Origin of the sequence: Chryseobacterium sp. KMC2, from assembly GCF_016756935.1 — a bacterium.
Taxonomy (GTDB): domain Bacteria; phylum Bacteroidota; class Bacteroidia; order Flavobacteriales; family Weeksellaceae; genus Chryseobacterium; species Chryseobacterium rhizosphaerae.
Genome location: NZ_JAESIT010000004.1, coordinates 130,398 through 154,132 on the forward strand (window position 1 = coordinate 130,398; position 23,735 = coordinate 154,132).

Sequence of the window (23,735 nt, forward strand, 5' to 3'; positions counted from 1 at the left end):
TGACTATGAAAATCGTAGATTTTGAAAAGCTTAAGTGTACTTTTCAGCAGTGTGATAGTCACTTTATAAATCTTAAGTGTATAAAGCTTTTGTGACTTTTGTGGTTGATATGTTCTCTCTCGGATTGAGCAGATCAAGCAGATTTTTATTATGCTAATATTTTATATTTAGATTACTACAGAATGACAAATACTATAAGTAGCCTATCCACGTACTTTGTCATTCTTAAAGAATCTCAATGGAGACCGTTATCCTTCCTATTCAATTTTAAGCATTGAATCATCGATCCAGAAATTCCAGGATCTTCTTCCACTCTTCATATTTCTTTTCAAAGGAAATGGTATGGAGCGGGCTTGTGGATGGCAATAAAAATACAGGGAGCCTATAGTTTTTCCCTAAGAGTTTCTGCAGGCTTTTATAAGATTTCCCTCCGTTGCAGAAAATAGCTCTGATGTTAGGATATTCTTCCAACAGCTCCGCAATTTGATTGGCTTCTTCATTTTTTATCTCAGAATCCAGGCTTCCTTTTCTTTCGCAGGAATCAATAACATCCCAGAGAGCGATATGGTATTTCTTTAAAATATTGATTCTCTCCACATAATCTTCTGTAAATTCTTCATTCAGTAATTCAAAAATAATCTTCCAGAATTTGTTCTGTGGATGGCCATAGTATTGCTGTTTTTCCAATGATTTCACTCCCGGAATGGAACCTAAAATTAAAATTTCAGACTGCATATCGATAAGCGGTAAAAATGAGGAAATACGGTTTTGCATACTCAAATATATAAATTTTGACTCAATGCCATGGGAAATTTCACCATAAAAAAACGGGCCAAAGCCCGTTTCTATTGATATGTAATTGTTATTACTTTTATAATGTTTCTTTCAACCAATCGAAGAATTCTCTCTGCCATACCAATCCGTTTTGTGGATGAAGTACCCAGTGATTCTCATTCGGGAAATAAACTAATTTAGATTTCAGACCTCTTAATTTTGCAGCCTGGAAAGCTTCCTGCCCTTGTTCGTAAGGTACACGGAAATCAATTCCTCCCTGAACGATCATGATTGGCTTATTCCATTTTTCTACAAAATTGCTTGGGTTGAATTCTGTATAAGCTTTTGGCTGTGGTTTTTCCCATGGAGAACCGATATCCCAGTTTGCAAACCAAAGTTCTTCAGTGGTCAGGTACCATGATTTCATATCAAATAATCCATCGTGAGCGATAAACGTTTTGAATCTGTTTTCGTGAATTCCTGCCAGCATAAATACGCTGTATCCACCATAACTTGCTCCTACAGCAGCTACTCTATCTCCATCTACGTATGGTAATGTTTTTGCATAATCAGTTGCTGCCAGATAGTCTCTCATCGGCTGTCCACCCCAATCTTTGGAGATCTCCTCATTCCATTTTGTTCCCCATCCCGGCATTCCTCTTCTGTTGGGAGCCACTACGATATAGTCATTGGCAGTCATTAAAGCAAAGTTCCATCTTACGCTGAAATACTGTGTCAGTGCAGACTGTGGCCCACCCTGGCAATATACCAATGTTGGGTATTTTTTATTCGGATCAAAATTTGGTGGATAATGGAACCATACTCCCATTTCTTTACCATCCGAAGTTTTTACCATTTTAAGTTCAGATTTACCCTGAGCCAACTTAGCATACGCTTCTTTATTGGCTTCAGTAACCTGCTTCATTTCTCCGTTTTTAAGATTTACTGAGAAAAGTTCTGTAGCATGATTTACATCTGTTCTTCCTACTAAAAGGGAAGTTTTATTGTCTGTAAAGATTTCATTAACGTCAAAATCTCCTTTGGTAATCTGCTGTATTTTCGCTGATTTTGAATCCAGAGAGAAAAGCTGTTTTGTTCCTCTGTAGGCTGCCGTAAAGTAAACTGTTTTTGAATCAGCTCCCCAAAGCACGTCTCCTGAAACACTATCGTCCCAACCTGCTGTAAGATTCGTCGTCTTACCTGATTTCCAATCCATGATCTTTACATCATTTTTATCCGCTTCATACCCGTCTCTGGCCATACTCTGCCAGATCAATGATTTTCCATCCGGACTGAATTTTGGATTAAGATCATATCCTTTATTAGATTCTGTAAGGTTCTTTGTAGTACCTGAAGCCAGATCGTAAGCAAAAATATCCGTATTGGTACTTGTAGCATATTCTTTACCGCTTTTAGGTTTGGTCACATATAAAAGCTGTGCAGAATCCGGGCTCCAGATAAAATCTTCAGCACCTCCGAAAGGTCTTTGAGGAGAATCCCAGGTTTTCCCTTCCAAAAGATCTTTAGCAACATCTACTTTATCGGAAGTATTGACTACAAATACGTGGTTGTATTTCCCTTCATTGAAATAATCCCAATGTCTATGGTTCAGGTCCGTGTATACCTGAGCGGTTGTTTTGGGAGTATCATTGTATTTATCTTTCCCCATCAGTTTCTCAACCAGAACCTGCTTACTGAAAGCGATTCTTTTACCATCGGGAGAAATAACGATATTATCCACCTCACCTATGGTATAAAATTCTGTCCAGGTTTTTCCGGCATCTTTTGAAAGATAGATGATGTCACCTTCCTGTGCATAGATTCCATTTTTATCCCATTGAATCAGGGCTTTTTTTCCGAAATCTATTTTAGAAGACTGATTATTAAGAACATTCAGAAAATAGTTCTCATTTTTTGTTTTCTCTGTTTTCAGATCTACCTGTCCTACTTTATAAATAAGGGAAGCTTGATCCGGTGAAACGGCCTGTACTCCAACTTTTTTCAAAGTCCAAAGAATTTCAGGCGTCATTAGTTGTTGTGCATTCATTAAAAGCGGAGCTGCCAGAGCCAGCAGACTGTACTTAAGTTTCATATGTTGATATTCATTTTTTAACGGATATATAAAACCGGTATGGTTTCATAAAATCCTTTTATTAGATTCAAAGATTGCCAAAGTTAATATTTAAAATAAAAATGACCGAAATAATTAACACTAAAATTTATATTCTCTTAGTATTTATGAGATATCTTAGTATATTCTGTATGTAAAGTGTGAAAAATACCTTTTAACCACCCCGTCAAAAATTCTCTGAATTTTCGCCACCCCTCCGAAGGAGGGGAATGGTTAAACAGGAGTATCACAATCTCATGGCTCGGGAGTACCCACAAAAAAAGTCCGTCAGTAAAAACCAACGGACCTTTTCATTTGTATCGTTAATCAATTACTCTCCATCTGAGAACATTGAGTTTGCCAAAGAAGTGACAATGGACAATAGAATACTAAATATAAATGCCCACCAGAAACCATCTACCATCATACTGTCTATAAAATAATCTGCAAGCATAATAATTGCCGCATTAATTACCAGGGCAAAGAAGCCTAATGTAATAATGGTAAGAGGAAGTCCGAAAAGACTTAAAATAGGTTTCACAAAGATATTCAGGACTCCCAGTACAATGGCAAAGATAAGGGCCGTTGAAAATCCTTCAAAATGGACTCCCGGTAAAACTTTTGTTAAAAGATAGGCAACTATCGCTGTAACAAATAATCTGATAATTAAGTTCATATTATTATTTTTTTAATGTTTATGGGGGTTATGGAGCAAAAGCCATTCCATTCCGGTAAAAATAATCCAATAGAATCCCTTTGTTTAAAGAATATTTTGGCCTTTTACAACCGTAAAGCTTTTATTTTATTTTCATCATGGTCACCAATGAAGTGGCCACATGGCTGTCTGAATCTAAACCTTCATTCTGAACATAAATTTCCGTTCTGATCACACTGATTTTGGTCCCTCCTTTAATGACATATGATTTTGATATCAGGGCATCACCCATTGCAGGCCGTAAATAGTTCACCTTTAGCTCAACCGTCACCACATAGCAATCCTCTTTGTAATGGCTCACCGCTGCATATCCTGAAGAAACATCCACTAAAGAAGCTATCATTGCTCCGTTGAACATTCCCGCTTTCCGGGTCATCATTTCCATCTTAGGAATTTTTATAGAAATAAAATCAGTTTCCACTTCCAGCAGTTCTGCCCTGTAGAATTTCAATGTTTCTGACCGGTTGAAGCTGTCTGTAATAAGTTTTGTTTTCTCTGGAGTCATTGCTTTTTGAATTTGGATGTAAATGTAAAGATTGATTTAAAAAGTAAAGAATGAAAAGGCTAAAAATTGAATGATAGGTATATAATTTATTTCCAGCAACAAAAGGATTTTTAATTATTGTAAGAGTCATGTTTTGTGAAGAAGAAAGTTACCCGGAATGAAAACCGTAATGTATTTAATACATATATAAATTAAACTTTACGGATTTTAAAACCTATCAGGATGGTTTATTTTTACAAGATAAAAAGCTTAGCTTTGTACTAAAGGGATGGTCATATGGGTTTTAAAAGATTTTTTTTGTTTGTAAGCATTCTGATGTGCTGTGCTTTTCAGGCCCAGACTTTATCTTTATATGGAGGTTCCGATCAAAACCAATACCTGGGATGTTTAAACTGTGATACTTTTAATAAGGATTCGGTGTGGAACACTTACGGGGACTATGGAAATGTATACAGTTCAAAATCAATCTGGAATACCTACGGAAATTATGGAAGTCCATACAGCACCTACTCTCCCTGGAACTCTTATGCCTCCTACCCTCCGGCTATTGTTGATCAGGATGGAAATTTTTACGGATATCTTACCTTGAACACATATAAGTCTGAAAGATCCGATCTGGAGCTGGCCCAGGTCCTGTGCAAATACCATGAGTCTATTAAAAAAGATATCAGTGGATGGTATGACAGGCTGTTCAGGTAATTTTTAAATTGATAGAAATATGACAGGTGTTTTGTGGCTAGATCACCACCCCGTCAAAAATTCTTTGAATTTTGCCAACCTTCCTGAGGCGAATATTTTGCTTATCCATACCCCTTGTCATTCCGTAGGAATCTAAACATATATAAGTAAATCAAGGATTTTCATTAAGCTTAGGTGTACTTTTCAGCAGGGTGATAGTCACTTTATAAATCTTAAGTGTCTAAAGCTTTGGTGACTTTTGTGGTTGATATGTTCTCTCGCGGATTGAGCAGATCAAGCAGATTTTTATTTCTTATTATGCTTAGATTCCTACGGAATGACAAAATGAGTGGACAGACAAAATCTGTCATTTATAATTCTGAAGGAAATTTTGTATAAGCCTTAGGAAAGCAATACATTAAAATCATCACTTAAAGTCAGAACTCCTTCTGTTAATCCTTCCGGGTGAGTGTTGAAGCCTTTTAGTTTTGAGCTTTTCCCTTTTAACACCAGATCCATCAATTGTTTATCCGACAGTTTTTTGCCAAAAATTTCAAAACTAATTTTAAAACCACAGTTTTTGAAATCGGAACATCCAACTGCTGTTTTTCCTTTAATCAGATTATGTTCTTTACACTTTGGACATTTTGTTTCTTCCCAGGACTGAAGTTCTTTTTTCTGTGCAGGTTCTCTTTTTTTCTTTTCCTTCACCTCTTCTTTCTCTTCTTCCTGTAGGGTAATCACTTTTCCTTTTCCGTATACCACTTTCTCCGTCAGTTCTGTAACCATCTGGATCAGTTCTTCTTTAAAAAGATTGGCTTCATATTCTCCTTTTTCAATTTTACGAAGTTTTGATTCCCATTCACCTGTCAGTTCCGGACTTTTTAGAAGTTCATCCTCGATAGTATCAATCAACTGAATTCCGGTTTGGGTAGCAATCAGATTTTTCCTTTTCTTTTCGATATATTTTCTTTTGAAAAGGGTTTCGATGATGTTGGCACGGGTAGATGGTCTTCCGATTCCGTTGTTTTTCAGCATTTCACGCAGTTCTTCATCTTCTACCTGTTTCCCGGCAGTTTCCATCGCACGCAGCAATGTTGCTTCAGTATAGGGTTTTGGAGGTGTCGTTTTCCCTTGGTGGATCATTGGATCGTGAGGTCCTGTTTCACCCACGATAAATTCGGGGATGGTCTGTTCTTCCTCTTTTTCTTTGTCCTTATCTGTGGTTTCTTCTTTAGGTTCTTTAGCATACACAGCTCTCCATCCTGCTTCAAGAACCTGTCTTCCACTTGTTTTGAAAGGGATGGTTCCTACTTTTCCTTCCACTAAAGTATTGGAAATTTTACATTCCGGATAGAATACAGCAATAAAACGTTTCGCAATCAGATCATAAATCAGTTTTTCTTCCCTGCTCAGATTCTGAGAAGGTGGAATTTCTGTAGGAATGATCGCATGGTGATCGGTTACTTTGGTATCATCAAAAACAGCTTTCGATTTTGGAATCGGAGCTTCTAATAATGGAGCAATCAGGTCCTGATAAGGATACATTTTCTGAAGAATCCCTCCTATTTTCGGATATAAACTTTCGGATAGATAGGTGGTATCAACACGAGGATAGGTTACGTGCTTCTTCTCATAGAGACTCTGGATATAATTCAGCGTGTTTTCTGCCGAATATCCATATTTTTTATTGGCTTCTACCTGAAGTCCCGTCAAATCAAAAAGTCTTGGATTTTTTTCTTTTCCTTCTTTTATTTCGAAAGAAACGATTTCAAAAGGGTTTACTTTAAGGTATTCCAGCCCTTTTTCAGCTCTTTCCAAGGTTTTTAAACGGTCAATCGCAGCATTGAAAATAACATCACGGTATTTCGTTTTCAGCTCCCAATATTCTTCTGTAGTAAAGGCATCGATCTCTTTCTGACGCTGCACCAGCATAGCCAGTGTGGGAGTCTGCACTCTTCCTATAGAAAGAACGGCTTTGTTTCCTCCGAATTTTTTGGTAAAAAGCCTCGTCGCATTAATTCCTAACAGCCAGTCTCCTATGGCTCTTGCATTTCCGGCCAGGTACAGGTTTTTATAATCTTCAGCGGGTTTCAAACTGGCAAAACCCTCCTTGATAGCTTCCTCCGTTAGTGAAGAAATCCATAAACGCTGGATCGGTTTGTTGCATTTTGCCTTCTGCAGTACCCAACGCTGGATCAATTCTCCCTCTTGCCCGGCATCGCCACAGTTAATGACCTCATCACATTCTTCTACCAATCTTTCAATAACTTTAAACTGGTTTTCTACACCTTTATTCGGAATAAGCTTTATCCCAAAGCTGCTGGGAATAATAGGCAACAGAAACAAATTCCATGATTTGTATTGCGGACCGTAGTCGTGAGGTTCTTTTAAGGTACAAAGATGTCCGAACGTCCATGTTACGCAATAGCCGTTTCCTTCCATATAACCTTGTTTAGGCGTGGTAGCGCCCAATACTTTGGCGATATCTCTGGCAACACTGGGTTTCTCGGCAATACATAATTTCATGAACTCGGGTTTATTGTAGGGGTGCAAAAATCGGGATTTTTTTTGGATTTAGCTAATTTAGTTGGGAGCTGATCTTTGATAAGTTGTTGGCACGGGTATCCCAAACCTGCCAGCAATATTATTAATTATAAACTAACAAACATTACTTTTTCTGCACCATTTATTATATTCAGATCCAGCCTTTCAATAAGAAAATTCACATCCTCAACAAACTTCTCCTTCAGATAACCTTCTTCAATATCATGTCCATACGCTATCTTTTTATAGAAATCAGGTTGGTTTTTCAATGCATTCTTCAATTGTACCAGATTAGATCTTAAAACCTCCAGATCAATATATTCTTCATAAAAATTCCAGAAATCCAATATCTTCAAGTCTATATGTAAGACTCTTTCTATTTGACACAATAACCGGTCATCATCTTCCATACCATCACCGGTCATCACCAGATTTAAGCCTTCTCTTCCGTCAAAATGGCATCGATCTCTCAGGTCTAGATATTGCCATAGAGGCTCCTCTTTATCAAACACAAAACTTATTTCAAGTCCTAATCCCATATCATTTCTTAAAAAGTAAATATAACAAAAGCCCCCTTATGAAAAGGGGGCAGGATCAACAATATTAATGAAACTAAGTTCATTATTTCTTTTTTACTTCTGAAATGGCATCGGAAATTCCACCGCCTGCGGTTTCAAAGAAGGCAGGACCAGCCAGAAGGTATACTTTTTCTATTTTTTTTGTGGTGGAAAGTTTGTGTTCTTTCAGGTAATTTTCAGAGCGGTTAGCATGAACAATTCCTTTGACTACGTTTCCAGCTACCAAAGCGGTTGGAGAATCTATTCCGGCATCTTTCAGGTCACTGGCAAAGGCAAAATTGGTAACGCCTAATCTCATAGCTTCACGGGCTGCCACTTCGCCTACGGAAGTCATTAAATCAGGTGTAAATTTATTACGGTCACCTAAACCGATCAGCAATAATTTCTTTGCAGACATCGATCCTGTCGGTGGGGTAATTAAAATGGTTTCTAAAGAATGTCCCTGAAACTGTCCTGTTTTTCTAAGGTTGGTAAGTTCTCCTTTTAAAGCCTCATCCAGGTGAACCAATCCGTTCAATTTAGCGGGTAATGCCTGAGCACTGAAGATGTCTCCTTCTGTATATTCGAAAACACAGGCTACCTGAAGCTGGGCGTCAGCAGATGATGGACCTTGTACCAATCCTATCATGGAAATTCCGTCTACGGTTCCCCAGGTTTTGGAAGTTCCGATGGCTGTTGTTTTCGCAGGAGCTGTAGTTGTGGTTTGTGCAAAGTTGAGTGTAGATAATGCTAAAGCTGCAATTACCAGTGATTGTTTTAGTGTATTTTTCATGTGATTTATTTTTGTTGGTTGTTACGAGGTTCGGGGTGCGAGATGCGATGTCTTTAAGACGCAAGTCGCTTCGCTCCGGCTATTTTTATTTGTTTTTTCAAAGGTAGTTTCTGTGGTGAAGATGGACATTGATGTGGGATAATTGTTCAATTTATTTTCAAATTATCTCATTTTCAGATTTTCAAATTCCCTGTGTTTTTTTTAAAATTTAAATACGATTCTGGAGTTGATGAAAAGTCCGTCTTTGTGGTTGTCAATTACATCGTTGATAAAGGCTCCGGTATTGAAATATTGTATTCCGGTGTTAAAGGTTAAAAATGGATTGATCTTATAATTGAAACTTCCTAAAAATGCGGTTCCGATGTATCTCTTTTTTGAGTTGGAAGAAGGCAGATTCAATGTTCCGCTGGGTCTGTAAATCCCATCTTGGGTAGAATACCTCCAGTTGAAAACTACGTCTGCCTGCACTGTTATTTTTTCACTTAAATCAATGGTGGCATAGGGATGAATATCAATTAAGTTCACAGGGCCAATCTGAGGATTAAATCCAAAATATCCTCCTTTCGGAAAGAGAGGATTAAATGTTCCCAATTTTCCGTCCCCTTTATTGCTGTCTCCAGAGATATAGTCGTTTCTAAGATTGATGGTCGGTCTTCCTTTTACATTTTCAAACATATATCCTATGTCTGCAGAAGCCGTCCACGCGCTGATATTTCCTTTATTAAAGCTGCCTAATTGATAGGCCGCTTCAAAATTATAAATAAAACCTCCCCCATATCTCCAGAACCTTCCTCCGAAAGTATGCCTGTTTTCATTGGAAAACCCATCTTCAAAGCGTACCTCTTTTCTGTGAATTCCCAAATAATACAACTCCAGGTTTCCACTTCGGGGAATAATCCATGTATTGTAACTTCCCCAAAGATTAATTGATTTTGAAGATTTGTTATCCAATGCTCCCGGACTGATTTCGCTGGCTGCCATCATAAACGCATCAGATCTGAAGTTTCCTCTTTTATACATGAATTTCAATCCATCAAAATAGAGTCTTAAATTGGGACCTTCCCTCACGGAGATCAGTCTTCCACTTCCATAATCCAGTTCCTGTCTTCCCAGACGCACTGTAAGCTTTTCTTTTTCATTGTTCAGAACATCAACATCAATGAAAAGATTCTGAATATTCAAATGGTCTTCATCAATAGGCCTTGGACCGTTCTTTCTTCCATTTTCCCATGCACTTCTCACCTGTCCGAAAATTCTTACCCGTGAGCCCAGATGCAAATCTGCATGCACATTGTACCTCTGGATCAGAAAAGGATTGCTTCCAATTCCCATCCTTCCCCAATCTTCATTATTAAAATCAACAAATTCCAGTCTTGCTTCTCCTCCCAGCGACAGATAATTATTAGCTTTTTCTGTAAGGGGAATATATTTTATGGAGTTGTAAAAGGTCTTTGCAGAGTCTTTATAGGCAGCATAATCTTCATCAAACCTCATCAGCTTAAACTGGGCAGAAAGCTGAACGGGAATAAAAATCTGCAGAAACAGTACGATGGCAATCAGTTTTCTCATGATGATATCTTTCTTAAGTAATTATCCACCGAATATTTCCCCGAACCCATAAACAGCAAAAGAAGGTAGCACAAGCTGTACATAAAGGGCGTATCTTTTACCAATAATGCATCATTCCAATGGAGAATAAAATAACCTGTAAGTGTCACCGCCAGAATGGGTAATACTGCAATTCTTGTGAAAAAGCCCAGGATTACAAATACAGGAAATACCAGGTTGGCAGCATCGGCAAAAAGACTGTTGAATGCTTCCGGAAGATGCAGCGGGTTCGGAACCTGTTCTGCTTCTGAAACACCTATTCCTAATTTTTTTAATCCGTGGGCTACGATTAATTCCACTGAAAGTAAAACTCTGAACACTAAAAGTGCTGTATCGGTTAATTTTCCTCCCGGATTTGTATTGGTGATGATATGGATTATTTTTTTCATGATTTGAATGAAATTTTTAAAGGTTATTTTTGTTTTTTTTAACCGCAGATTGGATTGACACGGATGATTGGAGGATTTTATACTGACCACCCCGTCAAAAATTCTTTGAATTTTTGCCACCCCTCCAGAGAAGGGGAATTTTTGCCCTTTCAGTTGAAGTGGTTGTAGCTTTTGTGGTTTAAAATTATTTTGTTTGATAACCTCCGTAGTATTTTACTGGTGACCAGTCCGGAATGACAGGAAGCGGTGCCGGAGCAGCTGTTTTATAAGTTTCATCTCCGTAGACTACTTTCCCATCAACGATGGTGAGTTTTGAAGTAATGGTTTTAATTTCTTCATCATTAACCATAAAATAATCTTTATCTAAAATGGTTAGGTCTGCAAAATATCCCTTTTGTATTTTCCCTTTCTGAGAGTCTTTTATTAATTCATAACCTCGATAAGTAGAAAGTGATAAAGCTGTTTTTCTGTCCAGGGTATTTTCTTTAGCCATCACCTGATTTCCTCCGATTGTTTTCCCTGTTGTGATCCAGTATAAGGCAACCCATGGGTTATAGCTCGCCACTCGGGTACCGTCTGTTCCCAAGCCTACAGGAATTCCCATTTCAAGCATTTTTTTCACAGGTGGGGAAGCTAAAGCAGGTTTTTTACCGTATCTGTGGATGAAGCTTTCTCCCTGATAAGCCATTCTGTGCTGTATGGCAATTCCACCTCCCAAAGCTTTAATTCTTTTCATATTGTCTTCGGTTACGGTTTCGGCATGATCAATAAACCAGACCAATCCGTTCAAGGGAGTTTCTTTATTAACCTCTTCAATGACATTTAAAAATCTTGTGATACTTTCATTATAGGTCGCATGAATTCTGAAAGGCCATTTATTTTTAACCAGAAGACCTACCACATCTTTCATATTTTTTTCCATGGTAGCAGGAAGTTCCGGTCTTGGGAAAAGGAAGTTTTCAAAATCAGCTCCGTCTGATACCAGATTTTCACCTCCTCCGTTAACATGATAATCTATTTCATTGAAATCGTTATGACCATGGTCATCAATGTCAACCATTCCTACCCATTTGGTGTAATCTTCAAGCTCTGAACCTTTCTTCTGTGCAAATAAATAATAAGGGAGGCGAACGGTAATTTTCCCTTCTTTGTTCAGTTGATCTGTTGTTCCATAGTCATCCGGGAAATTCTGGAATCCTCCACCTGCATCCATTACAGCTGTTACCCCCAGTCTGTTCAGCTCGGTCATGTACTGAAGCGTAGAATTTACTTTTTCTTCTTCTTTCAATTCCGGTAATTTGGCAAGTGTTGAATAAAGAATGAAGGCATTGGGTTCTGCCACCAGCAATCCTGTGGGATCTCCATTATTGTCTTTCTCAATTAAACCTTGTGCAGGATTAGGCGTATCTTCATTGATGTTCAGTTCTTTTAATCCGGCTTTGTTCAACCAGGCTTTCCCATAGAGATACATGATAAAAGTGGGTACATTTCCTGTCGCTTCATTAATCTCAGCCAATGTAGGAAGTCGTTTTTCTTCAAACTGATATTCATTCCAACCACCAATCACTCTTACCCATTGACCTTTCGGTGTTCTCTGTGCTTGTTCTTTCAGCATTTCCAATGCTCTTTTTAAAGACTTCACGCCATCCCAACGAAGTTCTGTATTGTAAAATCTTCCTCCACGAATCACATGCAGATGGCTGTCAAACAATCCCGGAATAACTCTGTTTCCTCTGGCATCAATAACCTTTGTATTGCCACCTTTTAATTTTAAAACCTGGGTATTCGTTCCCGCTTGTAAAATTTTATGGTCTTTTATGGCGACAGCCTGTACTTCAGGATTTTTATCATCCATGGTTGTGATCTTTCCATTGGTAATAATCATATCCGCTTTTTGAGCTTGTAAGACTCCTGTGCCTAAGACGGCGGAAAGTATAAGTGTATTCAGTAATTTCATTATCATATTATTTAAGTTTGAAGAATGCGGCAGACTTTCGGCCTGCCGCAGCAGATACCATTAATGTTTTAGCATTTCCTGAGCATACTGAATTCCGATACCATAAGCTCCACCATATTTTTTCATCAAGTCATTTACCGGTTTGTATGTTTCTTTTCTTGCCCAGTCTCTCTGCAATTCCAACACATATTGAACAGAAGTGATTGGATGTGCTCCTGCCTGAACCATACGGGTAACCGACTGATCATGGGCTTCTTTAGAAATATCACCTGAAGCATCCGTTACGACATACACATCATATCCCTCGTCTATTGCGGATAAAACAGGTCCTACGATACATACACTGGTCCATAATCCTGCAAAAACCAATTTCTTTTTATTCTTTCCGGTAATGGCTTTGTGAGCATTCAGATCTTCCCAGGTATTCATGGTTGTTCTGTCTACATATCCACTTGTTGCTTCCGGATATACTGCTGAAATTTCAGGAAAAACAGGTCCGCTGAATGATTTTTCAGCCACGGTTGTTACCACTGTAGGCACATTAAAAATCTTTGATCCTCCAGCTACCAGGGCGACATTATTTCTCAACTCTTCCATGCTTATGCTTTTGGTTGCAAAAGCCATCTGCCCTTCGTGATCAATAAGTACCAAGGCATGGTTGCCAGGATTTAATAATGATTTTCCAGGATTTTGAGCTGTTGCTGTTAATGAGAGTAAACCTGTTACAAATGATAGGATTAATTTTTTCATAATATTTACTTTAAATGTTGTTTGTTATTGTTATTGAGTTATTTTTATAAAGTCATAGGTACTTCCATCAATAGGATTTCCGTTCCTTCCCCGGTTATTTTAATATCTAAATCTTTGATATCCCACATTCCGAACCCGTCTCTTTCTTCTACTGGCTGGCCTTCGATTTCTGCACTTCCTTTAAGGATAAAAGCATAGATTCCGTTTCCCTGTTTCCTGATCTGATAACTGACTGTCTTATCCTTTTCAAAAACTCCCAGATGAAACCATGCATCCTGATGAATCCAGACTCCTTCGTCATTGGTATTTGGAGAAAGGATCTGCTGAAATTGGTTTTGGCTTTTTGTTTTATCTAATGTCATCTGATCGTATCTTGGGACTACATTTCTTTTGTTGGGATACACCCAGATCTGGAGAAATTTGACCGGCTGATCACTATTTCTGTTGAATTCGCTGTGCATAATTCCGGTTCCTGCACTCATCACCTGGATATCCCCGCTTTTGATAACGGCTGTATTGCCCATGCTGTCTTTATGTTCAAGATCTCCTTCCAGAGGAATACTGATGATTTCCATATTGTCGTGAGGATGAGTTCCAAATCCTCTCCCCGCTTCTACTTTGTCATCATTCAAAACTCTCAGTACTCCGAAATGCATTCTTTCAGGATTATGGTAGTTGGCAAAGCTGAAAGTGTGTTGGCTTAGCAACCATCCGTGATCCGCTTTTCCCCGTGAATCTGCTTTATGGATGACAGAGTTGTCTTTAATTTTTGATTCCGTATTCGGTAAATGATTGTATCCGATAGGTTCTAGTGGTTCGATTTCATCAATCTCATTTTTTATGGTATTTCCAAGAGAAGCTGATGCTACAAACATTCCTGTTCCTAATAAACCTTTCTTTAAAAAATCTTTTCTGTCCATATCGAGTTATTATTTGTTTGTTTTTGATAGGACAAATGTACAGTGGTGAAAAACCCTGCACATTTAACTAGTTTAATAAATCACTTTTCAGCAAAAAAAATCCGGATATAAAAATATCCGGTATATAAACTGCTTTGGCAGCTGGTATAGCGCAAAGGTTTAAAGATTTTATCTTCAATAAAATTGTTGACTTCCAATGTAAGGGAAGAGTTTTTTATGAATCTCGCAGATTGAGCAGATCAAGTAGATTTCACCAAGAAATATTCATACTATTCTATGGTTAAAAACAAATTTACATCATTAACCACCCCGTCAAAAATTCTTTGAATTTTCGCCATCTCCAGAGGAGGGGAATATAAAAAAAACTTAAGTGTACTTTTCAGCAGTGTGGTAGTCACTTTATAAATCTTAAGTGTTTAAAACTTTTGTGACTTTTGTGGTTGATATTTTTTCGAGCAGATGACGCAGATTTTGATACACATCAAATAATTTGATAGAGTTTACGGTTTAGATATAAACAGTTGTGTTCATCTGAGTAATCTGTGGTGAAAAATTCACCTGCTTACTTCTCTTTTGAAGCCAAGCGTTTTCTGATCGTGCTTACAAATTCTTTTGACACTCCTAAATAGGAAGCAATATAATATTGGGCAACCCTTTGGGGTATGGACGGATATACTTTGATAAATTCAATATATCTGTCCGAGGCAGTCTTTGAAATGGTATTCACCAGGCGGCTCTGCAGGGTCGTTAAATTCCGCTGTACCAACATCCTGAAAACTCTTTCAAACTTGGGAATTTCCTGTAATAACTTCTCTTTGGTCGTAGGATTCAACATATAAATTTCTGAATCCTCCAGGGTTTCAATATATACTTTCGAGGGCTTTTGCTCATGAAAGGAAGCAATATCACTGATCCACCAATCTTCGATGGCAAACAATAAGGTCACTTCAGAACCGCTATCATCCAAACAGTACATTCTTACACATCCTTTATGAATATATCCTTCAAACTGGCAGATTTCTCCTTCTCTTAATAAAACGGTTTTCTTGGGAAATGTTTGGCAAACCAAAGCATCTGTAAAAATTTTCCCTTCTTCTGGACTTATAGTGATGAATCGTTCAATATTCCTGATGATATTTTCAAACATAAATTAAAGTTTACCCCTGCAAATTAGGAAAAAGACTGTAAACTTCGTTCTTTAACAGTCCACTTCCTCCTCCATAATGGTCAATCACTTTAACATCTTTATCTAAATGGGCACAGAATATCTTCATCTCTTTTTCAAAGTCATCAGATAATCCGGAACTTAGAAGAACGATATCTACCTTATTTTTTGTTATATAGTCATAACTGGCATTTTCATCACTTTGAATCTCAGACGTCCAGCCCTCGTTATTTCCTATAATGCGTTGTAAAACATCCAGAATTTCCTGATTCTTTCCGATGACTAAAAAATGTAATGTTTTCATTAGGTTTAGGATTTATGGTTCTTATTGATTAGGAGTTGATGGTTGAGAGTTTAAAGGTAAAAGCGATGTAATGTATGAAACTGGAAAGTGTAAAGATAATAAGTAATTTACTTTCGTAGCTATTAACTCTTAACTCTCAATTCTCCTACAAATGTTTATTCCCCGTTATTTTCAATTCATTCAAATCCAGCTGAGATTCGGCTTTTCTGATCTCATCATCACTGAATAATTTTTCACGTTTCATTTTGAATAAATCTTTTCTCTGTAATGCAATAATGTCGAGCATGATCTTATGATATTCCTTCATATCATTCTGTCTGTTGGTGCACATTTCAATAGAGCTCAGATGGTTTTGGTGGAGTTTAATATCATTTTCCAATGCTTTTTTAAGGTTCTCTACCAGGGTATTACTGCTTACCATAGGTTCATATTCTTTACTCAGCCTGTCAATTGCCAGCTGATCAAGTCTCATTTGAATTCCTGCCTGCTGCTCATGAGAAGGTAAAATAGGATCTATTTCCTCTATTTTAGTTAATTTAATGATTAAAGGTAGCGTAAGTCCCTGGAAAACCAGCGTCACAAAAATAACGATAAACGTGATAAAAATAATCAGGTTTCTCATGGGAAACTGAGACTGCTCATTCATCATAACCGGAATAGATAAGGCTGTTGCCAGAGAAACAACGCCCCGCATCCCGGCCCAACCGATGATCAAGGGATTTTTCCATCCCGGACTTGGATCACGTCGGGCTTTTTTACTCAACCATCTTGGAAGATGAGCCACCGGATAAATCCATAACAGACGAACCACAATGACAATACCACTTATAATCAAACCATATTTTATGCCCTCCATTAAAGAGGTTTCTCCTAAACCATTGATAATATCCGGAAGCTCAAGTCCTATTAATACAAAGACCAAAGCGTTCATTACAAAGATTAACGTATTCCAGACTCCCGTCATATTAATTCTTGTCGTTCCGGTTTTAAAAATCTCATGGGCACGAAATGACATAAAAAGTCCTCCACTTACCACAGCCATCACTCCTGAAAAATGGAAATGCTCTGCGGAAAGAAATAAAATATAAGGCGTAATTACCGTAATAGCAGCATCAATTGCCGGGGTGGTAGGTAAAAACTTATGAATGGCGTAAAAAATATGAGCTCCGATAATCCCTACAACAATCCCCATTCCTGCCACAAGAAAAAACTGACCGGTGGCTTCATGCATTGAAAAAGCTCCGGTCATTACCGCAGCTAAAGCAAATCTGAAAACAATCAGTGAAGAGGCATCATTGATCAGACTTTCACCTTCCAATATGGCAAGGGTGCGTTTGGGAACCTTTAATCCTTTTAATACAGTGGCTGCGGCAACAGCATCGGGTGGTGAAACTATACCTCCCAATAAAAAGCCTAATGCCAGGGTAAAACCGGGGATCAGAAGCTGTGAAGTATAAGCAACGACCAGAGAGGTCAGGAAAACCAGCCCAAAAGCTAGCAGGCTGATGGGGCGTTTCCACTTCCAGAAATCATTCCATGAAGTATACCATGCCGCCTCATATAAAAGGGGAGGTAAAAAGATTAAAAATATAATATCGGGATCCAGCTTTAAAACAGGTACTCCCGGAATCATACTGATTCCTAATCCCGCAAGTACCAGAAAAATAGGATAAGCAATCCTTATGCGCTGTGCCAGCATCACCAGCATCATAACGAGTAATAAAAGTCCTAGTATTAAAAGTAGTTGTTCATGCATCTTCTTTAGAGGGTATAAGTTTTGGCTAAAGCCTATGGATTAATGATATATTGTCGGGTGGGCTAAAGCCCACCTCTACTGAATTTCGACAATACTATCTTTTAATTTATTTAAATATAACTGAATTCGCCAGTTCCATCTCCTCCTGATTAATGGAATGTCCGAAGTTGGCGTAGACTTTTTCGGTAACCTCAGCATTCATTTCTCTTAAAATATTGACTGTAGCATAGACTCTTTCTACAGGAACATGAAAATCAGGATTACTGGTTGCTAGCAAAACCGGCGTTGCTGCAAAATCACCTTTATAGTGATCGCGATTGATCTTATCACCAATCACTCCTCCGATAATAGCCACCGCTCCACCTAATTTTTGTGCATTGCGGGCCAAAAATTCCAATGTAAGACACGCTCCCTGGGAAAATCCGAAAAAATAAATATTTTCGGGTTTAATCCCTACATCTGTGGCAGCTTTTACTGTTTCTCCTACCATTTCCAGGGCAGATGATAACCATGGTTCATTCTGATCCACCGGTGCGATAAACGAATAGGGATACCAGGTATGATTCAGAGCCTGTGGGGCTAGTAATGCATAGTCTTTTACATTCAGATGTTGGGACAAACTCAGGATATCCTGAGCACTTCCACCGCGTCCGTGAATCATAATCAAGGCTTTTTCTGCCTGCTTTAATGGTATTCCTGCTGTTTTTATGTTTAAAATATGGCTCATTATTTCTATCTGAATTTTTCTGTTGGATAATTGATTGTTGGAAGAACTTCTGTTAAACGTTCTCTCTGTTCTTCAAATTGTTTCGGTAACATCAAATCTTCCCCTAATGATGCAGCTTCTTCATCGACATCGAATCCCGGACCGGAAGTGGCAATTTCAAACAACACACCACCGGGCTCTTTAAAGTATACTGACGTGAAATATTTCCGGTCTTTCACTTCCGTATGCTCCAAACCGAAGGCATTGAGCCTGTCTACCATCTCAAGTTGTGACTGTGCATCGGGAGTGGCAAAAGCTACATGATGAACAGTCCCTCTTCCTGCCAACCCCTTTAATGCATTAGGCATATACAAAAGATCCACATAGTGTCCCGGCAGATCTTCTGTTCCCAGTCTCAGTCTGTCAGCACTTTCAATAATAACTTTATGGTCCATCTGAGTCGTTAAAAGGGCAGCTGTTCTTTCATAGGCATCCTGCCAGATTTCCACATGGTGAATTCCTTTTAACGCATATTCTTTGGGAATATAGCCGTTGTTATATCCTTTTCTTTGGTCTTTATCATTAAAAACCAGCTCCAGTCCCAACCCATCAAAATCTTCAAGATAAATAAAAACTTCTTCAGACAATCTTTGCTGTGGCTGTTTATATTGAATATTAAACTGATCCAGACGATTTGTCCAATACTCCAATGCATCCATAGAAACCGAAAAAGCAGTAGTATTCAGCATTCCTTTGCCATGTCTTCCGTTAATCAGATCTTTACCATAAGGAAAAGTTGTCAAAATAGTTCCCGGCGTTCCATATTCATCGCCGAAATAAAAATGATAAACATCGGAGTATTCAAAATTGACTGTTTTCTTGACCAATCGAAGTCCTAAAACTCCGGTATAAAAATCTATATTTTCCTGAGCATTGCCGGTAATAGCCGTAACGTGATGCAATCCTGTGATAAGTTTCATAAAGTTGAAAATTGAAAGTTAAAATTATTGACTGATTGTTGTAATGTGAAGTTTCTAAATCTATTTCCGGATTATTCCAACGCAGGAAGAAAGGGAAAAATGACGATCAGGCAAATTGGTAAATACGCTAAGTTGAGATCTCTTCTATCCCCTACTCGTCATTCATTACAATACTTCTTTCATCCACACATCATTATATTCTTCCGGATGACGTTTGAACTGTGCATGAACATAGGGACACAAGGGTACAATTTTCAAATCGTTTTCTCTCGCATAAGAAACCAGTCTTTCCAATAAAATTTTGGCAAAGCCTTTCCCTTCATATTCCGTATTCACCTCAGTATGGTAGACCGTCAGTTTTTTTCCAATTACTGAAATGTCCATTTTTCCTGCTTTAAGATCATCAGAGAAAAGTTGAATTTCTCCTTTTCTTCCTTCTAAAACTATTTCTGTTCTTTCCATTTTTGTAGTATTTATAGAATTATTATGAGTGTCAAAATTAGGGTGTTTATAAGACTTAAGTAATGATCTATGATAACTTCGGTAAGGCTTCTTCTATTTTATCACGTATTCCTTCATACTGTAGAGGAAGTTTCAGGTGAGTACCCAGTTCATTCAGTGGCTCATCTACAGTGAACCCCGGATTGTCTGTGGCAATTTCAAATAATACACCTCCAGGCTCACGGAAATAGAGTGAGTAAAAATAATCTCTGTTGATCTTAGGAGTGATACTTAAGCCTGCAGATAATACTTTTTCACGGTATTCCATTAAAACAGTATCATCTTTTACCCTAAAAGCAATGTGATGATTGGTTCCGGCAGCATTCCTTCCGGATGGAATGCTATCACTTTCAATAATATCTACGAGATTGGCTGTATCGATAGCATCCGTTGCCAGTCTGTATCTTTCCCCTTCCTGTTTTTGCAGATCATATCCTAAAATATCCGTTAAAACTTTAAGGGTAGGATCAGCTTTTTTTAGACTTAAAGTGACATTATGAAATCCCTTTAAAGCATGCTCTTCTTTGAGATCATCAGTAGTCCATACTTTCCGGTGATCCTCAGCGGATGGTTCTATAAACTGTAACTGCAGGCCATCCGGATCTTTAAAAGAGATCAGCTTTTCCCCAAAGATTTCCCCTTCCTCCAGATTTACATTAAAACCTTGAAGACGACTTTTCCAAAATTCCAGGCTTCCTTTCGGAACTGAATATCCGATATGAGTAGCCATACCGCTTCCATTGGTACCCTGACCAATTCCTTCCCAGGGAAAGAAAGTAAGAATAGTTCCCGGTGTTCCGTTTTCATTTCCAAAATAGAAGTGATACGTTCCCGGATCATCAAAATTGACTGTTTTCTTGACCAGTCTTACCCCTAAAACCTGGGTATAAAAATCTAAATTTCTTTTTGCGTTGTCTGCAATAGCTGTGATATGATGCAGACCTAATATTCTATTGTCCATGTCTTTTAATTTTGATGCTAAATTATGGACCATAGAAATCCTGTACATTTAACTAGTTTAATAAATGTAAAAAAAAATCCAGCATAAAGCTGAATTTTCAGGAGTCAAAAAATTTTAAGTAATTGAGTAAGTGATGTGTCCGGTTCCCGGATCATTGTTATTGCTGTATTTTCTATACAACCTGAGAAGTGTTCATCATTCTGAATCTGATATCAACTCTCTCTAATCTTTGACAAAAGAGTCATAAGCAATTCTACTTCAGTATCGGTCAAATTCTTATATACTGCATCCACATCCGGAAGTGCCGTAAAAACCTCATGGTATAGAACCTCACCCTTACCCGTAAGTTGTACATCGATCAGACGTTTGTCCTCCGGATTCACCTTCTTTTCAACAAGATCTTTAGCTATAAGACGATCTACCAACCTGGAAACTCCGGCATTCTTCTCAAGCATTCTCTTTAATATAGCCGACGTAGACAGTGGCGTTCCTGCATCATACAGAATAGAAAGTACATTATACTGCTGTGAAGTAAGTCCATATTTTGCAAAAAATTCCTGGGACTGCTCATAAACACTATTATAAGTTTCCACCATGCTGATACCGAGTTTCCGGCGGAGAGGTATTTCCTGAAGATCTTTTTCCATTGTATTATTTATAAATTACTGTACCAGATAACCGCCATCTACAGGAAGATAGGCTCCTGTACAAAAACTTGCATCATCTGAAGCCAAAAATAAGACTACTTTTGCAATTTCTTCAGGTTTTCCCAATCTTTTCATTGCATGCTTAGATTCCATATAGGATCTGTATTCAACATTCTGTGCAGCATTATCCATCAATAAAGGGGTTTCTATATAGCCTGGGCCAATAGCATTAACACGGATATTATTCGTACCATTTTCCAATGCAGCTACTTTTGTAAGTCCCACCAGACCGTGTTTTGAAGAAGCATAGGAGCCGATTCCAAATTCCGCAACCTGACTCATAATAGATCCCATATTCACGATCGCCCCTCCGGTTTCCTGCTTTCTCATCTGGGCAATCTGATATTTCATTCCATAAAAAACACCACTCAGGTTGATATTGATCACACGCTGCCACTCTTCGATTGATTTTTCATGAATGGGAGACGCATCTACAATTCCTGCATTATTTACCCCTATATCCAGACTTCCAAATACTTCAATGGTTTCTGCAACAGCTTTTTCTACATCTTCCGGATTAGAAACATCACAGGTAATAAATCTGGCATCAGTCCCTTCTTTCAGAACTTCTTCCAGTGTTTCTTTATTTTCCTGAATGTCAGCAATCATCACTTTTGCGCCTTCTCTTGCCATCAATACAGCCACAGCTTTACCTATTCCGGAGTTTCCCCCTGTAATAAACGCTACTTTGTTTTCAAAACGTTTCATAATAAGTTGTTTTTTAAATTAATAAAATTCTCATTTCAAAATTAATGACTAATCATCAATGTCTAGTCATAAATAATGTTAAATTTACTATTACTATTATAACAAACTGATAGATAATTATTTAAAACATTATTCTCATTTGATTGGTAAGCTGAAAGAGCAACAGAAAAAGAAGATGATAGCCATTCCTTATATTTTACGTAATTCTTAAAATATCAACTTTATTTTAATTATTTCATAACAGTACCTACCCTCACATTTCCACAAAAAATGAATTAAAAACTATTAAAACAAAACCTATCATAAAAAAACACCAACATATAAACTACTCATTTATAGTAAATTAAATCATTAACAATAAATTAATGTTCAAAAAGTCTACTTTTTTAGTGGACTAATAAAAATTATATTATATATTTGCAATCGTATTCAGGAAATAAAATAAAATGAAGGCAGAATTAAAAAATAATTCAATAAAGAAACATACCATCAAAAACATGATGATGTGTATCTGTATGCCTATACATCAAGAATACTGTGGATGACCTTACTTTTATATAACATATTTTTTAAAGGCTCTACAACATTGTAGAGCCTTTTTTATTAACAACAAACAACATTAAAAAATAACAATGAGCACTTCTAAAAACAAATGGCTGGTCCCATTGGCATTTACCAACATCTATGTAATATGGGGGATTACATTTTTAGCCATATCATTTGGTTTGAAAGGTTTTCCTCCGTTCATTCTTTCGGGATTAAGATTTCTGGTTGCAGGAATTCTGATGATAGGATATCTCCTGTCCAAAGGAGAAAAGGCCAATACACTAATCAACTGGAAAAAAAATGCAATTACCGGTATTTTAATTCTTACCGGAGGAACAGGTCTTGTGGCTTGGGGAGAGCAGTATGTAACGGCACCGGAAGCGGCCATTTCTATTGCAACCGGACCTTTTTGGTTTATTGCCATTGACAGAAAGAACTGGAAATATTATTTTTCAGATAAGTTTATTCCGATAGGATTGGTGATTGGTTTTGTAGGATTGGTATTATTTTTAAAAGGAAGTGTCAATTCAACGGCAGCACATGCAGCCACTGACGGTCATCTCCGCATTACCGCTTTTATTGTGTTAGGATTAAGTTCTATAGCCTGGGTATTGGGTTCTTTATATTCAAAGAAAAACCCGGCTTCACAATCTACTTTTATGAATATTGCTCAACAGCTTATAGTAGCTGGATTAGCCTCTTTTCTTATTGCATTTTTACGTAAAGAATGGACCGGTTTTTCAGTTTCCGCCATCCCATTATCAGCATGGCTGGGTGTTCTGTTTTTGATCTTCTTTGGATCTATAGTCGCTTATTTGTCGTACATTTGGCTATTGTCCGTAAAACCCGCCGCTTTGGTAAGCACCCATACCTACATTAACCCTATTGTAACGGTTATTGCAGGCTGGATTGTTGCCAATCAGAGCATCAATGGAGGTCAGCTGTATGGTTTATCCATCATATTGCTGGGAGTATTGTTGACAAATGTCACCAAATATTTTAAACTTTCAAAACGGTCAAAAGTGAAGTTAAGAAGAGTGAAACGATTTTTTAATAAAACAGGCAGACGATACCAGCCTATTTAAATAGTATAAGACA

Annotated in this window: 23 protein-coding genes; 2 read left to right on the forward strand and 21 right to left on the reverse strand. The window is 37.7% G+C overall.

From position 1 onward, the window contains the following. Positions 1-279: 279 nt before the first annotated feature. The 4 genes from JML65_RS06285 to JML65_RS06300 form a co-directional block, all read right to left on the reverse strand. Positions 280-774, reverse strand: coding sequence for a DNA-deoxyinosine glycosylase (locus JML65_RS06285; protein WP_047486576.1), 495 nt, complete (start codon positions 772-774; stop codon positions 280-282). Positions 775-871: 97 nt separating this feature from the next. Continuing rightward, a complete protein-coding gene (locus tag JML65_RS06290) occupies positions 872-2,866 on the reverse strand; it encodes a S9 family peptidase (protein WP_202270239.1) in 1,995 nt (664 codons plus the stop codon). Between the two features lie 349 nt (positions 2,867-3,215). After that, positions 3,216-3,560, reverse strand: a complete 345-nt coding sequence (locus JML65_RS06295; protein ID WP_202270240.1) for a phage holin family protein — start codon at positions 3,558-3,560, stop codon at positions 3,216-3,218. A gap of 121 nt (positions 3,561-3,681) precedes the next feature. Continuing rightward, positions 3,682-4,104: a PaaI family thioesterase gene (locus JML65_RS06300; RefSeq protein ID WP_047486584.1), complete on the reverse strand. Its 423-nt coding sequence runs from the start codon at positions 4,102-4,104 to the stop codon at positions 3,682-3,684. Between the two features lie 297 nt (positions 4,105-4,401). On the opposite strand from JML65_RS06300, the gene JML65_RS06305 reads away from it, so the two are divergent. Next, positions 4,402-4,803 carry a hypothetical protein gene (locus JML65_RS06305; protein WP_202270241.1) on the forward strand — a complete coding sequence of 134 codons (402 nt, stop codon included), beginning with the start codon at positions 4,402-4,404 and terminating at the stop codon, positions 4,801-4,803. Positions 4,804-5,184: 381 nt separating this feature from the next. On the opposite strand, the gene JML65_RS06310 is transcribed toward JML65_RS06305, so the two are convergent. From JML65_RS06310 to JML65_RS06390, 17 genes are all read right to left on the reverse strand, one after another. Further along, positions 5,185-7,311: a type IA DNA topoisomerase gene (locus JML65_RS06310; RefSeq protein ID WP_202270242.1), complete on the reverse strand. Its 2,127-nt coding sequence runs from the start codon at positions 7,309-7,311 to the stop codon at positions 5,185-5,187. Between the two features lie 125 nt (positions 7,312-7,436). Further along, positions 7,437-7,868: a hypothetical protein gene (locus JML65_RS06315; protein WP_202270243.1), complete on the reverse strand. Its 432-nt coding sequence runs from the start codon at positions 7,866-7,868 to the stop codon at positions 7,437-7,439. 82 nt (positions 7,869-7,950) lie between these two features. Then, positions 7,951-8,679, reverse strand: coding sequence for a M17 family peptidase N-terminal domain-containing protein (locus tag JML65_RS06320; RefSeq protein ID WP_202270244.1), 729 nt, complete (start codon positions 8,677-8,679; stop codon positions 7,951-7,953). A gap of 201 nt (positions 8,680-8,880) precedes the next feature. Continuing rightward, entirely contained in the window at positions 8,881-10,248 is a 1,368-nt protein-coding gene (locus JML65_RS06325; RefSeq protein WP_202270245.1) for an alginate export family protein, read from the reverse strand. Further along, complete coding sequence (locus tag JML65_RS06330; RefSeq protein ID WP_202270246.1) at positions 10,245-10,676, reverse strand: DoxX family protein; 432 nt, start codon at positions 10,674-10,676, stop codon at positions 10,245-10,247. The genes JML65_RS06325 and JML65_RS06330 overlap by 4 nt, the downstream gene beginning before the upstream one ends. A gap of 184 nt (positions 10,677-10,860) precedes the next feature. Next, positions 10,861-12,633, reverse strand: a complete 1,773-nt coding sequence (locus JML65_RS06335; RefSeq protein WP_202270247.1) for an amidohydrolase — start codon at positions 12,631-12,633, stop codon at positions 10,861-10,863. A gap of 60 nt (positions 12,634-12,693) precedes the next feature. Beyond that, a complete protein-coding gene (locus JML65_RS06340) occupies positions 12,694-13,383 on the reverse strand; it encodes a hydrolase (RefSeq protein WP_047486610.1) in 690 nt (229 codons plus the stop codon). A 44-nt stretch (positions 13,384-13,427) separates the two neighbouring features. Beyond that, positions 13,428-14,303: a pirin family protein gene (locus JML65_RS06345; protein WP_202270248.1), complete on the reverse strand. Its 876-nt coding sequence runs from the start codon at positions 14,301-14,303 to the stop codon at positions 13,428-13,430. A 562-nt stretch (positions 14,304-14,865) separates the two neighbouring features. Beyond that, positions 14,866-15,450: a Crp/Fnr family transcriptional regulator gene (locus JML65_RS06350; protein ID WP_047486617.1), complete on the reverse strand. Its 585-nt coding sequence runs from the start codon at positions 15,448-15,450 to the stop codon at positions 14,866-14,868. Positions 15,451-15,460: 10 nt separating this feature from the next. Further along, positions 15,461-15,772, reverse strand: coding sequence for a hypothetical protein (locus JML65_RS06355; protein ID WP_047486620.1), 312 nt, complete (start codon positions 15,770-15,772; stop codon positions 15,461-15,463). Between the two features lie 145 nt (positions 15,773-15,917). Then, positions 15,918-17,528, reverse strand: a complete 1,611-nt coding sequence (locus JML65_RS06360) for a Na+/H+ antiporter (RefSeq protein WP_115917362.1) — start codon at positions 17,526-17,528, stop codon at positions 15,918-15,920. Between the two features lie 106 nt (positions 17,529-17,634). After that, entirely contained in the window at positions 17,635-18,255 is a 621-nt protein-coding gene (locus JML65_RS06365) for an alpha/beta hydrolase (RefSeq protein ID WP_202270249.1), read from the reverse strand. A gap of 5 nt (positions 18,256-18,260) precedes the next feature. Continuing rightward, complete coding sequence (locus JML65_RS06370; protein ID WP_115917360.1) at positions 18,261-19,214, reverse strand: VOC family protein; 954 nt, start codon at positions 19,212-19,214, stop codon at positions 18,261-18,263. A gap of 165 nt (positions 19,215-19,379) precedes the next feature. Beyond that, positions 19,380-19,676, reverse strand: a complete 297-nt coding sequence (locus JML65_RS06375) for a GNAT family N-acetyltransferase (protein ID WP_047486631.1) — start codon at positions 19,674-19,676, stop codon at positions 19,380-19,382. A gap of 67 nt (positions 19,677-19,743) precedes the next feature. Next, positions 19,744-20,676 carry a ring-cleaving dioxygenase gene (locus tag JML65_RS06380; RefSeq protein ID WP_047487149.1) on the reverse strand — a complete coding sequence of 311 codons (933 nt, stop codon included), beginning with the start codon at positions 20,674-20,676 and terminating at the stop codon, positions 19,744-19,746. A gap of 212 nt (positions 20,677-20,888) precedes the next feature. After that, positions 20,889-21,323 carry a MarR family winged helix-turn-helix transcriptional regulator gene (locus JML65_RS06385; RefSeq protein ID WP_084087239.1) on the reverse strand — a complete coding sequence of 145 codons (435 nt, stop codon included), beginning with the start codon at positions 21,321-21,323 and terminating at the stop codon, positions 20,889-20,891. 15 nt (positions 21,324-21,338) lie between these two features. Next, on the reverse strand, positions 21,339-22,091 hold the full coding sequence (locus JML65_RS06390; RefSeq protein WP_202270250.1) for an SDR family NAD(P)-dependent oxidoreductase: 753 nt from the start codon (positions 22,089-22,091) through the stop codon (positions 21,339-21,341). A 632-nt stretch (positions 22,092-22,723) separates the two neighbouring features. Here JML65_RS06390 and JML65_RS06395 point away from each other — a divergent pair. After that, complete coding sequence (locus tag JML65_RS06395; protein ID WP_202270251.1) at positions 22,724-23,722, forward strand: EamA family transporter; 999 nt, start codon at positions 22,724-22,726, stop codon at positions 23,720-23,722. Positions 23,723-23,735 lie beyond the last annotated feature (13 nt).